11 protein-coding genes and 1 pseudogene are annotated in these 14,238 nt (G+C 69.0%); 6 read left to right on the plus strand and 6 right to left on the minus strand.

The window, feature by feature from the left end:
- Nucleotides 1-7 precede the first annotated feature (7 nt).
- The 4 genes and pseudogenes from LLH23_23175 (at nt 8) to LLH23_23190 (ending at nt 6,258) form a co-directional block, all read left to right on the plus strand.
- Nucleotides 8-190 (plus strand): annotated as a pseudogene (locus LLH23_23175) (endonuclease domain-containing protein).
- A 144-nt stretch (nt 191-334) separates the two neighbouring features.
- Complete coding sequence (locus LLH23_23180) at nt 335-1,837, plus strand: sugar ABC transporter ATP-binding protein (GenBank protein MCE5241378.1); 1,503 nt, start codon at nt 335-337, stop codon at nt 1,835-1,837.
- Nucleotides 1,830-2,834 (plus strand): ABC transporter permease, encoded by a 1,005-nt coding sequence (locus LLH23_23185; GenBank protein ID MCE5241379.1) that lies wholly within the window; start codon nt 1,830-1,832, stop codon nt 2,832-2,834. The genes LLH23_23180 and LLH23_23185 overlap by 8 nt, the downstream gene beginning before the upstream one ends.
- 1 nt (nt 2,835) lies before the next feature.
- A complete protein-coding gene (locus LLH23_23190) occupies nt 2,836-6,258 on the plus strand; it encodes a discoidin domain-containing protein (GenBank protein ID MCE5241380.1) in 3,423 nt (1,140 codons plus the stop codon).
- A 61-nt stretch (nt 6,259-6,319) separates the two neighbouring features.
- Here the strand turns inward: LLH23_23190 and rpmA are convergent, their stop codons facing one another.
- The 5 genes from rpmA to LLH23_23215 form a co-directional block, all read right to left on the minus strand.
- Nucleotides 6,320-6,601 (minus strand): 50S ribosomal protein L27, encoded by a 282-nt coding sequence (gene rpmA / locus LLH23_23195; GenBank protein ID MCE5241381.1) that lies wholly within the window; start codon nt 6,599-6,601, stop codon nt 6,320-6,322.
- Between the two features lie 80 nt (nt 6,602-6,681).
- Nucleotides 6,682-6,993: a 50S ribosomal protein L21 gene (rplU, locus tag LLH23_23200; GenBank protein ID MCE5241382.1), complete on the minus strand. Its 312-nt coding sequence runs from the start codon at nt 6,991-6,993 to the stop codon at nt 6,682-6,684.
- Between the two features lie 153 nt (nt 6,994-7,146).
- The gene (locus LLH23_23205; protein MCE5241383.1) at nt 7,147-7,344 is read right to left on the minus strand and encodes a hypothetical protein; all 198 of its coding nucleotides are present in this window, start codon (nt 7,342-7,344) and stop codon (nt 7,147-7,149) included.
- 9 nt (nt 7,345-7,353) lie between these two features.
- Nucleotides 7,354-8,613, minus strand: coding sequence for an amidohydrolase (locus tag LLH23_23210; protein ID MCE5241384.1), 1,260 nt, complete (start codon nt 8,611-8,613; stop codon nt 7,354-7,356).
- A gap of 2 nt (nt 8,614-8,615) precedes the next feature.
- The gene (locus LLH23_23215; GenBank protein ID MCE5241385.1) at nt 8,616-9,935 is read right to left on the minus strand and encodes a BNR repeat-containing protein; all 1,320 of its coding nucleotides are present in this window, start codon (nt 9,933-9,935) and stop codon (nt 8,616-8,618) included.
- A 249-nt stretch (nt 9,936-10,184) separates the two neighbouring features.
- Here LLH23_23215 and LLH23_23220 point away from each other — a divergent pair, with 249 nt between their 5' ends.
- Together LLH23_23220 and LLH23_23225 are read left to right on the plus strand one after the other, a co-directional pair.
- Nucleotides 10,185-11,438, plus strand: coding sequence for a zf-HC2 domain-containing protein (locus LLH23_23220; protein ID MCE5241386.1), 1,254 nt, complete (start codon nt 10,185-10,187; stop codon nt 11,436-11,438).
- Between the two features lie 133 nt (nt 11,439-11,571).
- Nucleotides 11,572-13,194, plus strand: a complete 1,623-nt coding sequence (locus tag LLH23_23225; GenBank protein MCE5241387.1) for a hypothetical protein — start codon at nt 11,572-11,574, stop codon at nt 13,192-13,194.
- Between the two features lie 117 nt (nt 13,195-13,311).
- On the opposite strand, the gene LLH23_23230 is transcribed toward LLH23_23225, so the two are convergent.
- Nucleotides 13,312-14,238, minus strand: a 927-nt coding sequence (locus LLH23_23230; protein MCE5241388.1) for a galactose oxidase, incomplete at its 5' end; no start/stop codon positions are given.

Consider the following 14,238-nt stretch of genomic DNA (forward strand, 5'->3'; position numbering starts at 1 on the left):
CTACATCGTGGACTTCTACTGCCATGCGGCAGCGCTGGTAGTGGAAGTGGATGGCGACGTGCATGCCTTCCATCGCGACGCCGACCAGGTGCGCCAGCAGGTACTCGAGCACCGGGGGCTGCACGTCTTGCGGTGCACCAACCGCGACATCGTCTCACATCTGCGCAGTGTTCTTGAGCAGATACTGGACCTGGCCGACCGCAGAGCAGTAGAGCTGAAGGCAAGAGATGACGGCAGCCCACCCCTCCCGGCGGACGCTTGCGTCCGCAGAGGGAGGGGTCGCGCCGAAGGCGCGGGGGTGGGACGACGTCCGCCCCCGGCACACCTGAACACCATGCCATCACCTCTTCTCCACATGTCCGCCATCACCAAGCGCTTCGGCCCTACCGTGGCGCTGCAGGGGGTGGACCTGCCGCTGCAGGGCGGCGAAGTCCATGCCCTCGTGGGTGAGAACGGCGCGGGCAAGAGCACACTGATGAAGGTGCTGTCGGGGGCGCTGCAGCCCGATAGCGGCGAGATGCTGCTGGCCGGAGAACCATACCGCCCGCGCCACCCGGCAGAGGCCCGCCGCGCCGGCGTCACCATGGTGTACCAGGAGCTGGCGCTGGCGCCGCACCTGTCGGTGGCGGACAACATCATGCTCGGGCTGGAGCCCACCCGCTGGGGTCTCGTGCACCGGCGTGAAGCACAGGCCAGTGTGCGCGACGCCCTGGCCCAGCTCGGCCATGCCGACCTGTCCCCCCAGGCCATCGTCGGCCATCTCTCCCCCGCCGCCCAGCAACTCACGGAGATTGCCCGCGCGCTGGTGTCTGGCTGCCGCGTGCTGGTGCTCGACGAGCCCACCAGTAGCCTGACGCAGAGTGACGTGGGGCACCTGTTCGACCTCGTGCGGCGCTTGCGCGGCAGCGGCCTGGGTCTCATCTACATCTCCCACGTCATCGAGGAAGTGAAGCAGATTGCCGACCGCGTGACGGTGCTGCGGGACGGGCAGGTGGCGGGGGGCGGCGCGGCGGCAGAGCTGTCGCCCGCGCAGATCGTGCGCCTGATGGTGGGGCGCGAGGTCACCGACCTGTATCCGCGCTCCCCGCGCGCGCCGGGCGAGGTCGTCCTGGAACTGGAGGGGCTGGCCGGTGAGACGCTCCCGCGGCACGCCAGCCTCCAACTGCGACGCGGGGAGGTCCTGGGGATTGCCGGCCTGATGGGCTCGGGGCGGACGGAGCTGCTCCGCACGCTCTTCGGGCTGGAGCCCGTGCGCGCCGGGCAGGTCCGGCTGGGCGTCCATGTCGGCCCGGCCTCGCCGCTGCGGCGCTGGCAGCAGGGCTGCGGAATGCTCAGCGAAGACCGCAAGGGGGAGGGCCTGGCGCTGGCGATGTCGGTGGCAGACAACATGACGCTGACGCGGCTCGGGGGCAGCTTCGTCTCCGGGGCGCGCCAGCAGGCCTCGGCACGGCACTGGGTCGAGACGCTCGCCATCCGCTGTCGCTCGGTCCGCCAGCCGGTCAGTGACCTGTCGGGCGGCAACCAGCAGAAGGTGGCTCTCGCACGGCTGCTGCACCACGGGGCCGATGTGCTGCTGCTCGATGAACCCACGCGGGGCATTGACGTGGGCAGCAAGGCGGAGATCTACCGTCTGATTGACCAACTGGCCAGCGGCGCAGATCGGCGGTCGGCCGCCGCGATCCTCATGGTCAGCAGTTACCTGCCGGAGCTGCTGGGCATCTGTGACCGCATTGCCGTCATGTCGCGCGGGAGACTGCTGCCGCCGCGCCCCGCCACGGAACTCACCGAGGAGGCGATCATGTTGCAGGCCACCGGGCAGGAGGCGCGCGATGGCTGAGGCCCAGGCGCAGCACACCGGGAGGCGGGCGGGGGAGCGCGTGGTCCAGTGGCTCAATGTGGCCGGGCCGCTGCTGGCCCTGATCGCCATCTACGCCGTGTTCGCCATCATCGGCCCGGACAGCTTCCGCAGCGGCGGCAACCTGGAGACGATCTGCCGCCAGACTGCCATCGTGGGGGCGGCGGCCCTGGGCATGACGATCATCATGATCGCCGGCGGAATTGACCTGTCGGTCGGTTCGGTCGTCGCACTGACGACGGTGGTGATCGCGTGGCTGCTGCAGTACGCTGGCTGGCCCGACGGTTGGGCGGCGCTGGCCGGGATCGGGGCGGGCGCGGTGTGCGGGCTGCTCACAGGTGCGCTCATCACGCGGCTGCAAGTCGTCCCGTTCATCGTGACCCTTGGCATGATGCTGATGGTACGCGGGCTGGCGAAGGCGCTGGCTCATTCGCAGAAGATTGATGCGCCGCTCGGATGGCTGAAAGACCTGACGGCTTCGCTGCCGCCCGAGCGTCAGTTCATGCTCCTGCCTCCCGGCGTCTGGCTGGTCATTGTGCTGGGGCTGATCCTCGCGCTGGCGCTGCGCCTGATGCGCTATGGCCGCCACGTCTTCGCCATCGGCTCGAACGAGCTGACCGCGCGCCTGTGCGGGGTGGCGGTGGAGCGCACCAAACTGCTGACCTACACCCTCGGCGGAGCCTTCTTCGGGCTGGCCGGGCTGATGCTCTTCAGCCGCCTCACCGTTGGCGACCCGACGGCGGCGCAGGGCCTGGAACTCGATGTGATCGCGGCGGTCGTGATCGGCGGGGGCAGCCTGTCGGGGGGCGAGGGCTCGGTTTTCGGCTCGCTGATCGGGGCGCTCATCATGAGCGTCATCGCCTCGGGCTGCTCGCAGATGGGGCTGGACAACTGGGTGCAGGAGGTTCTGACCGGAGCCATCATCGTCATCGCGGTGGCCCTGGACCGCCTGCGCCATCGTCGCGCCCGAGGAGGCTGACATGCGTCTGGCGGTCTGCGCCCTCACCCTCGTCGTCGCGACTGCCTCAGTCGCCGACCCGAACGTGGGCCTCGTCGCCCGCTACAGCTTCGAGCAACTGACCGCGGGCGGAATCCGCGACCTGAGCGGCAAGGGCAATGACCTGCAGGCCCAGGGGACGCTGACGCTGGCCCCCGGCAAGGTCGGGCAGGCCGTCCGCATCTCGAAAGAGGGCTATCCGCAGGCGCCCCTCTCCCCCACGCTCGAACTCGGTGGGGGGATGACGCTGGAGGCGTGGATCAAGCCGGAGTTCCACCCGCCCTCGGGGATGCGCCTTCTGGACCGCGCCACCATCGGCGGCAACGATGGCTTCATGTTCGACACCTGGCCAGAGGGCCATTTGCGCCTCATCATCGCCCCCGGTCTGCTGCGCGACTCCGAGCAACTCCCCGCCAACGAATGGACCCATGTGGCCGCGACCTACTCCGACGAACTAGGCGAGGCCCGCCTGTACCGCAACGGCCAGGTCGTCGCCGAGGCCGTATGCGCCGGGAAGCTCAAGGCCAGCACGCACCCGCTGAACCTCGGGGCCAGCCAGGGCGGCGGCGACCGCTTCATGGGGCTGATGGACGAAGTGCGCGTCTACAGCCGGGCCCTGGCGCCGGAGGAGATCATGGCCCACTTCCAGGGCAAGGAGATCGAGCCCCCGGCCCTGGCGCAGACCGTGCTCCCCTCCCAGCCCGCGATCATCAGAAGCGGCAAGGTGGATGTGGACTACGCCGCGCAGTGCGCCCGCAACGACCTGGTCTACCTCAGCCCCGCGGTCTACCCGTTCGAGGCCATGCACATCGGCAACGGCAACCTGGGCGCGTGTCTGTGGAACGAGCGCGGCCTGACCTGGCAGCTCAACAACGGCAGCTACCGCCATGGCATTGAGCCCGTGTCCTCGGGCAAGGTGACGCTGTCGTGCCCGGCCCTGACCCAGCAGCCCGCGCGCTTCGAGCAGCGGCAGCGACTGTGGGATGGCCTCGTGACGACCACGCTCGATGGCCCGTCCGGTGCGGCCTCGGCCACGAGCCTCGTGGTCGAAGGTGAGGACTGCCTCGTCTCGCGCCTCAAGCTCCCCGCGGGCCAGGAGGCAACGCTCGAGCTGCACCTGTGGCCCGCGCGGACGAAGGCCAAGCTCGTGTCCGGACCGGACTTCGTCGCCCTGACGGAGCACGTGGACAATGCCGACCCACTCCTGGCCGACTCGATGGCGCTACTGGTGAGGGTGGATGGCGCCGCGGTCCGCGCAGCGCAGCAGGATGAGCGCACACTGACACTCACCTTCACGGCGCCCGCAGCGGGGCTGACGCTCTATGTCGCCAACCCGATGCTGCGCGGCGACGAAGCACAGGCCCTGCAGCGGGCGCAGGCGAGCATCGCACACCTGCAGGGGCAGGGCTACGCGAAGACACTCGCCGACCACGCCGCCTTCTGGCACGGCTTCTGGCCGCGTAGCTTCGTTCACCTCACCTCGCGCCACGGCGAGGCGGAGTTCCTCGAGAACCTGTGGTATCTGTACCAGTATGACATGGCGAGCATGTCGCGACACACGCTGTGCCCGAAGTTCAACGGCGGGAACTGGCTCGTGTACGAGGACATGCGCCATTGGGGCGGGGGCTATTGGCACCAGAACACGCGGGAGGTCTTCTGGCCGCTGTACAGCTCCAACCATATCGCGCTGAGCGACCCGTTCTTTGAGCTGTATCGCGGCGTGATGAAGAACGCACGCGAGAACGGGCGCGTCGGCCTGGGCGTGGACGGCTTCTACATCCCCGAGTGGATCCCGGTCAACGGCGGCGGCCCGCTCAGAGGCAGGAAGGACTTCAGCAAGCCCGGCTACACGGCGTTCATTTTCACCGTCGGGCTGGAGGTGGCGCTGCAGGGCTGGTGGCGCTACGAGTTCAGCGGGGACGAGCAGTTCCTGCGCGATATGGTCTATCCGCTGCTGAAGGGCAGCCTGGACTTCTACGCCAACTACGCCAGGCAGGGCCCCGACGGGAAGCTGCACCTCGAGCCGGCCGATGCCCAGGAGTCGTACTGGCTGGTGAAGGACCCGGCGCAGGACCTGGCGGCCCTGCGGTGGGCGCTGCCGCTGGCGCTGAGGCTCAGCACGAAGCTCGGCGTGGATGCCGACATGCGCCCACGCTGGCAGAACCTGCTGGACAACCTGGCGCCCTTCGCGGTGGAGGCCGACAAGCACATGCTCAAGGAGGCGGATCTCCCGCCCGACGCCGAGCGACACAACTCCGAGAACGTGGCCAACTACGCCATCTACCCCTTCGGCATCTTCGGGATCGGTCTGCCCGACCACGACCTCGCGGTCAACACGTTCCGTAACCGGCCCGTCCAGGGCATGGGCAACGGCTGGGAGCCCGCGGCGATTGCCGCGGCGCGGCTAGGTCTGGCCGATGAAGCTGCCAAGCTGGCCCTCGCGCACATGGCCGCCAACATGCGCAGCAACAACGGCGGCTGGTACAGCCCGACCACGGCGGTCTTCGCCGGCAACATCCCCGACTCGCCCTACTATGACGCGGCCGGCGTGTGCGCCCAGACGCTCAACGAGATGCTGCTGCAGAGCCAGGGCGGCCTCATTCGCCTTGCCCCGGCTTGGCCCGCCAGATGGCAGTCCCAGTTCCGCCTGCGGGCCCGCGGCGGCTTCATGGTCACGGTTGACCTGCACGAGGGCCAGGTGCGCTACGCACTGATCGAGGGCGAGCGTGGCGGGACGTGCCGTCTGGCGAACCCCTGGCCGGACAGGGCCATCGTGACGTGCGCCGGCAAGCCGGTTGCCGCCGGAACGGGGCCGGAACTGGTCTTCCCGACTGCCGCCGGCAAGACGTACCTGCTGGAGCGCGCCATACAGCGGCTGGCCAAGTTCCCTGCCGGGCGACTGTCCCCGGTGGCGGCCTCTGGCCCCCGGAGCATGGGGCGCCTGGCTGCCTACCCGCAGTGGACCGGCCCGTACCTGGGCCTGGACCCGCAGGGCCGCAGCCCGCAGCGGGCGATGATGCGGCGGGCAGTGCAGGCGGCTGAGGCGCGGCTGGCGGCGGCGACGAAGGGCCTGCGCGTCGTGGGCCAGATGCGCCCGCCCGCACCCATCCCCAACGGCAAGGACGTGACGCTGGACCTCGGCGGCCCAGCGACAGTCAGCGCTGTGGTCTTCTCGCGCGACCGCACGGGGCTGTTCGTGGACCAGCCGGTGGTGGGCTATGTGATCGAGGTGTCAGCGGAGGGGCAGCAGTGGCAGGCGGTGGTGGAGCGGCCCAAGTCCGGTGCGGCGCCGGCGGGCGAGACCGTCACGTTCGCGCCCACGTCGGCACGCTTCGTGCGGCTGAGAACCTGGGGGGCGTACAGCGGGCCGGCGCGGGTGGAGGAGATCACCGTCTACGGACCGTGAGAATCAGTCAGGCCCGACACGGCTGTCGGGCCTGCAAGATGCTCGGCGGACAGGCGGCTGCTTACGCGGTCGCAGCTTCCGGCGTGGCCTCGACAGGCAGCACATTGGCGACCCGGCGGCCGTTGGGGATGTGCTTGAACTCGATGCGGCCAGTCGCCACGGCAAAGAGCGTGTCATCCTTGCCCTTCATGACGTTCAGGCCGGGGTGGATCTTGGTGCCGCGCTGGCGGATGATGATCGTGCCGGGCGTGACCATCTGCCCGCCGTAGGCCTTGACGCCCAGGCGCTTGGACTTGCTGTCCCGGCCGTTCTTCGAACTCCCCATACCCTTCTTGTGGGCCATATCTGTACACTCCTCTGGAAGGCAACGATGGACACTGAACGAGGCGTGACGAGTGGGCGTCCGTCACGCGTGGTCTGTCGCTACCCGGTTATGCTCGTGACGCGGACCTCGGTGTAGTCCTGCCGGTGGCCGCGGATCTTGCGGTAGTGCTTCTTGGGCCGGTACTTGAAGACGATGATCTTCTTGCCGCGGCCCTGGGCGACGACTTTGCCGGTGACCTTGGCGCCGGTCACGTAGGGCGCGCCGACCTTGAAGTCCTCGCCGTCGCGGACCGCCAGCACCTGGTCGAAGGTCACTTCGGCCTGTGGCTCGAGCTGCAGCTTCTCCACGCGGATGACGTCATTCTCGGCAGCGGCGTACTGGTGACCGCCGGACTGGAAAATCGCATACATCGCCAGGCTCGTCCTTTCCGGGGCGCCCGGGGTGGTCATCTGCCCTGCAAGCGCCGAAACAAAGCACCAGCCGTGCGACCACGTGCGGTCGCGAGCGCCCGGCTGGCACGGATTGGTAGTATATCCATTCACTCGTGGCGCGTCAACTGTGAATCACGTGGTCTGATGAGCGGCGGCGGCCAGAGCCGCACGCTTGCGGGCGAAGAGCTCGGCCAACTCCGGCGCGTGAGCGGTGATGATCGGCTCGAACGGGCACGCAGCGCAGCACTTCACCCGGTCGCTCCTGAGGTTGCGGCGGCACAGCCGCAGGTGCCGCGCCAGCTTCTGCTCATCCAGGGCGAACTGCTCCATGACTCGGTCCTACTGCGATGTCAGCCCGTACAGCTCGACCGCATTGTCGTGCAACAGCATCCTGCCCAGGTCCTCGGCCGTCTCGCGGCTCAGGAAGTCCCGCTTCCCCTTCCTGGCCAGGACATCCGCGATACACGACCGGGCCATCACCAGGTGCCCGTATACGAACTCTGGCAGGTTCACATCCGACCCGAAACCCAGGAGGCGGTGGCCAGGGACGAGGTCAATCCACTCGTCCAGCGACTGCCGGCTGGCCTCCATGCTGATGACATACATCCAGGCCATGTTGAGCCACACGTTGGGGAAGTGCTTGGCCATCATGCCGATCTCGCGACTCCACGGGTAGCCGCCATGGTAGAGGTTGAACCGTGTCCCCGGGAAGGCGCGTATCAGGTTGAGCAGTAGTAGTGGGTCGGAGTCCGGGATCCAGCAGCCGTTGCCCTGCACGCCGGTGTGGATGTCGAAGACCAGTCCGGTGTCCGTGCACAGCCCGGCCAGGAAGAAGATGACGTAGTCCTCCAGGCGCTTGGCTTCGCTCCACGGGAGCGTCTCGCCACGCAGCGCCCGCTCGAAGATCAGTGCGGCGACGACCTCCGGCACGGGCTCGGATTGCAGCGTCCGGCGGTAGGCATGGGCCAGCTTGATGCCCACGGCCCCCCGCTGCTGATAGCCCGCCACGGCGTCCGCCAGGGCCTCGCGTAGCTCGCGCAGTGAGCGGATCTCGCGGTCCAGGTGCTCCTCGAGGTGGCGGCGGGGCGCGGAGCGGTACAGGTCCAGTGCCGGCTCCATGCGCAGGATGGCGGTGAAGTACTCAGGCTCCCAGTCCTGGAACCAGGGGATGTTCTTGACCTGCGTGCGCACGCGGGCCCGCTCAACCAGGACGTGATGGAACCAGTCCGGGGCGGCGGTCTGCGTCTTGATGCGCTCGTTGAGCGCCTGCCAGTTGGCGTCGCTCAGCTCCTCCCCCTCCATGCCGAACAGGTCGCGGTACACGACGAGGTTGTGCCGCCAGTACGACTCGTTGCGGGCGCGGGCCAGAATGGCGCGCAGATGCTCCCAGCGCAGGTCGTCGGAGGCATGCGGGTCGCGTATCGGCCCGGGCACGGTCGGCAGCAGCCCGGCGATCTCGCGGTCGAAGTAGGCTGTCATGCGGAACAGATCCCACGGCCCCTCGGCGGTGTACTCACACTTCAGGTGCGTGTGGGAGTGGCAGTCCACGACTGTCAGCGTCTCAAGCAGGGCCGCCAGCTCGTCGCGCGTCGTGTCCATGGTCAGCCTCCGAAGTCAATCTCTGTCGGCCCGTCACCCCACTTCTCGCCGTAGCAGTGCAGCCGGACGTCCCGGGTCTCGGGCGGGAAGTTCGAGTCTCCGTAGCTCCAGAACACCCGCACATCCCCCGGCCCAAGCTGGTGGTTGAGCGCCACCTTGACGTTGTTGTGTGAGTACTGCGACCCGCTCGTGATGTGTTTCGTGTTGGTCCAGGTGCGGCCGCCGTCGGTGGACTGCCACTCCTCGATTTCTCCCCCATCCTCGCTGGGCTGCACGGGTGTGGAGGGCACATAGACGCGAATGTCGTCGGCGCCGAGAATGACGATGCCGCCGTCGTCGTACATGTGGTCGCTGAGAGCCACAGTGGAGAAGTGCCAGGCCCCGTCCTCCAGCCACCCAACCTTCCAGAGGCCCTCGAAGGTCTCCACCTCGCTGTCTATGAACAGCACATACGGGCGTCCCTGCGCGTCAAGCTGGATGTCCTTGAGCCACACGCCGTGGGTGCCGCAGTTGTAGATCTCCTCCTGGGTCTCCAGCGTGATCGGCAGTTCGTAGGCCGCGCCGTCGCTGCGCCGCCAGGTTATCCCCCCGTCATCGGAGTAGGCGTAGTAGATGTGGTGGCGCAGCGCCCAGGCGTGCTTGGTCTCGCGCTCCTCCGGGGTGCCGCCGTTGAGGCGCGACCACACGAAGTGCACCCGACGCGGGAACGCGCCGGTCTCGGCGATGGTGATGCCGTAGACGGAGCACTCGGCCAGGGTCACGAGGTCGCGCGCCGGCTCCCAACTCCGCCCACCATCGCGTGACACCGTGCCGCGCCACTCGCTGTCGGACCACTCGCGCTTCTCGCGGTAGGACACGAAGATCTCCCCCGGCTGAAGCTCCCAGGGCTGCGGGTACGAGGTCAGCTTGTCGGGCAGGTCGCTGACCTGCTCCCAACTGCTGATGTCGTAGGGCCGCACGGAGCGCAGGACCTGCGTGGGATGGCAGTGGGCCCCGTAGAAGACCACCAGGTGGCCGCCCTGCTCGATGAGCAGTGTGGGGTTGCGGTGGGCGTCGCCGTCGGGGTTGCTGCCCAGCACCACCGGATGGGCGAAGCGTCCTGCGGCGTGGTCGTAGAAGCTGATGGTGGGCGCGTTGTCGGCGTTGCCATACACGAAGAAGGTCTTCGACACGGCGGGGGCACATATCGCCATGGGCCGGTGCCAGGCGCAGTAGGTGGCCATGGGGCCGGAGTAGACGTAGTCGTGGCCGGGCAGCGTGTTGACCTTGTGACCGCAGCAGTACCAGACGCCTCGGCACTCTGACGGCGGCAGGTTCTCCATGGTGGGGGGCCTCCGGGACGATGAAATCTGGGCAGGAGAGGGTTCTTCACCTGGCGCTCCGGCACCTTTGCTGCAAGGTGCGGCAGAACTGCTGCAACGTTCGGCCGGTTCGGTTGTCTATGGAACTGACGATCAAGTCAGCGCCACTTACTGTCTGCATCGCTGCCGGCGCTGGTCATCGCGCTTCTGCCGCCTGGGGCGCTTTCGATCCCGGTACGCCGGCGACGTTTGCCGATGCGGATGGTGCATATGTCCCATTGCCCCCACATTCTGCAGTTGCAGGCCCTGGCCGATGGTCAGTGCGACGCCGCTGAGGCGCGCGCGCTGGCCGAGCATCTGGCCGCCTGCCCGGCTTGCGCCGACAAGCTGCGCGAGCTGCGGCTGGCTTGCCTGCCTCTGCATGTGCTCACCGAAGCCCCCCCTGCCGACCTGGAAGCCCGCCTGCATGACGCCGTGCGCGCCGTGCAGCCCCTGGCGCCGCTGACCTGCAAGCAGGCCCTCGAATGGGTCTCGCTGCGGCTGGACGGCGAGTTGGCACACGAACAGGCGCAACGGCTGGAGGCACACCTGTCGGCCTGCGGGCCGTGCCATCGGGCGGCTGCCGAGATGACGCTGACGACGGACCTGCTGCGCGCCACCGAACCCGAGGCTGCCCCGGTGGGGCTCCTGGCCCGGGTGCAGGCAGCGGCGGAACTGGCGGCCCCCGCGCGGCCTGCCCCGGCGCCGCGCTCGGTGCTGCGCCGTTGGGGCATGGGCCTGGCTGGCGTGGCTGCCGCTGCCGCGGTGTTCCTGGCGGTGCTGCTCAACTCCCTGACCCCCGTGACACAAGCGCCAATCCCGGTTGTCGCGACAGCACCCGCTACGCCGCAGGCTGTGGCCACGTTGCCCTCGACGCCCGTTGCCGCGCCACAGTTGGGGCCCGCGGCAACTCCGGAGTCTTCTCGGGGGCTCATCCCTGGCCACTCCACGGGCCGCAGTGCTCGCGTGACGGAGGCGCGGGTGGCGACGGTGACGCCCTCGCCATCCCCGGCGCCTCGCGCGGTCGCTCCGGCCACGCCTCGCAAAGTGCCCACGCCCCGGGCTCCGTCCGCCCCGGCGGGGCTGTCGGTCGTGGCCCTGGGGTCCCGTGGCCCGGCGGCCCTGGATCTGGCGCCCCCGGCCTTGCCCGAGGTCCATGCCGAACATCCGACACTGGAGATGGTAGCTTCGGCACACAGTGTCACGACGCTGCCCGCTGTCCCCCACACCGCGCCCACCAGCCCGGTGCGCGTCGCGGCGGACGTCCCGAAGCCGACGCCGACCGCGGCGGACGACCGCCCCGCCCCGGCGCCGGCGCCCGTGCGCTCGCGCAGCAACTGGGTCAGCCGCCCTGTCAGCGCCGAGCGCGAGATCTACCGATCGAGTGACACCAGCACCCGCCTGGCCGACGCCCGAATGGACCTCGCCCGCGACGCCCGCGACGTGAACCGCTTCCGCTCGCCGGGTATCGCGATCACCCACTAGCCGTACCTCACCACGCAGACCGCGCGGCAGGCCTCAGGGCCTGCCGTTTTCGTGCCACGGGCCGGCAAAGACGGGGGAGGACCTCGCGCTGCCGCCGCCGAAGCTGCGCCATCATTCCTCCGAGGAGCCCGTCATGTCCGAACTGCGCCAGCGCGTGTTGCAGCACCTGGTTCAGGCCGCCGATCTGCATCTGTCCCGGTTTGAGGAGAGGACCGGACGGTTCATCACGGCCCCGGCGGGCGCCATCGCCCCCAGCGCCCGCCCAGAAGACCTCGGCTGGTGCCCCATCAACCAGGACGTGATCTATCCGCTGGCCACGCTATACGTCGCGCCCGACAGCCCCCACCAGGGCTCGTCGCGCCTGTTGGAGGTCGTCTGCCAGGCGGGCGACGCCCTCCGGGACTTCCAGTACCCGGACGGCCAGGTGGAGTTCATCAAGGCCGACGGCAGCAAGTGGGGCCCCACGTACATGTGCTGGACGAACTACGCCTGGTTGGAGGCCTATGCCCTGTTGCGGGAGGAGCTGGGCGCAGAGCGGCGGCGGTGCTGGGAGGAGGGCCTGACGCTGGCCCACGACGGCCAGGCGCGAGAGATCGCCAACGGCCATGTGCACAACATCCCGACATGGAAGGCCATGAGCTGTGTGCGCGCCGGGCAGATCTTCGGCCGGGACGACTGGCAGGAGGCCGGGCGGGCAATGATCGCTCACACGGTCGCCGCGCAGCATGAGGCCGGCTACTGGGCCGAGCACGGTGGCCCGTCCACCCTCTACAACCTCACCTATGTCCACGCGCTCGGTCTATACCATGTCCTCACAGGCGATGCCAGTGTGCTGCCGGCGCTGCAGGCCGCGACCGAGTTCCACGAGACGTTCACCTACCCCGATGGCGCGGTGGTCGAGACGGTGGACGGGCGCGTCAAGTACCACCACCGAGTCTCGCAGTTCGCCTGGCCCGCCTTCTCGCTCTTCCCTGACGGCCGCAGCCATCTGCGGCATTTGATCGAGCGCTTCAGCCCGCAGCGAGACGCCGACAGCATGCAAGGCGGTAGCCTCGCCTCGTCCTACTGGCACCTGAAGGATGGCCCGGAGAGCCCCTGCCTGTTGGACCAGACGAGCTTCACCCGGCCTGTCCGCGACTGGGCGATGGTCTCGCGGCAGGGCCCGTGGTTCGCATGCCTGAGCGCCTTCGTCTGCCCGCCGGTCAACAGCCGCTGGGGGCAGGATCGCCAGAGCTTCCTCTCGCTGTGGCACGAGGAGGCCGGCCTGCTCATCGGCGGCGGGAACTCCAAGATCCAGCCGGAGTGGTCCACCTTCAGCGCCGGCGGGCGGTTCATGCCGGACAGCGGCGAACTGACGGACCAGGGGATCGCGCTGCAGTACGGGGATGTGCGCTGCGCGCTGGAAGTGGCTCTAGCGGACGCGGAGGCCACCATCACCGCGCGCGCCGAGAAGGGACTGGCCCTGCACAACCTGGTGCTCACCATGAAGCGGGGCCAGCGGCTGCGCACCGCGGCGGGGATGGACGTGACGCTGGGAAACGAGGCGCTGGCGCTCGGGACGGCCCAGTTGGGCGACTGGCTGCAGCTCGGCGACCACCGCCTCAGCCTGCCCCACGGCGCGGAGTTGCGCTGGCCCAGCTATGCCTACAACCCCTACGCCATAGACGCCGCCCCGCCGGCCGGTTCCGAGATGGGCGTGCTGTCCGCGCGGCTCGACAACTCGGAGATCACGTGGCGGGTGCGCCTCGTTCCGTAGGGCAGGCGGCCTCGCCTAGACCAGTACGGCAGGCGGCCTCACCTCTACGAGTAGGGCAGGCGGCCTCGCCTGCCCGAAGCGCGGGCGGGGCCGCCCGCGCTGCTGGAGGGGGGATGTCTACGGCTGCCAGTCCGGCGGCAGGTCCAGCACCCACACGTCATTGACCAGCGGCCAGGCATTGCCCGCCACCAGCCAGAGCTTGTCCTGGAAGACGTACGCCGAGTGCTCGTGACGCTCGGACCAGATCGTTGGCGTCTTCAGTTCCTTCCACGTGATGCCGTCGGCGGTGTACCACACATCGTTCCAGTTGCGGCTGGGCTCGTTCGACCAGCCGCCCAGCACCCACATGCACCCGCGGTAGACGACCGCCGAGAACCAGATGCGCTCGTGCCAGGGCGCGTGTTCGGTCACCTGCGTCCACGTCGCTCCGTCCTCCGAGGCCCACACGTCATTGTAGCCCCGGTAGGCAGGCAGGTAGTTGCCCCCGCCGAGGACCCAGAGCTGGCCCCGGAACTCCAGCATGGCATGGTAGGCGCGCGGCGCCCAGGGCGCACGGGCCGTGGCCTGCACCCATTGCGCGCCATCGGCCGACGACCAGACGTCGTTCCGCAGCGTGCTGTCATCGCCGAAGAAGTACTTCTCATTGCCCCCGCAGAGCCACATGCGGTCGCGATGCACCGCCGCCGCGGCGCCCAACCGGGGGCTCCAGGCGGCTTGCTCGGCGACGCAGTCCCACTTCGCGCCATCGCGGGAGGACCACACGGAGCTGGTCGGCCCCCCCTCGGGCAGACGTCCGGCGTACCAGCCGCCCATGAACCACATGCGGCCGTCGAAGGTGAGGGTCGTCGGCAGGTCGCCGTGCTTCCAGCCCGCCTCGTGCGTCACTTCCTGCCACTGCACACCGTCGGGAGAGGCCCACACGTCGCGGGGGCCGATGATGTTGGAGTTGAACCAGCCGCCCAGCAGCCACATGCGTCCCTCGTGCACGACCTCCCCACACGAATCACGAGGCGCCCACGCCGCGTGTTCGCTCACGAGCTTCCA

Source organism: bacterium, from assembly GCA_021372615.1.
Lineage (GTDB): Bacteria > Armatimonadota > Zipacnadia > Zipacnadales > UBA11051 > JAJFUB01.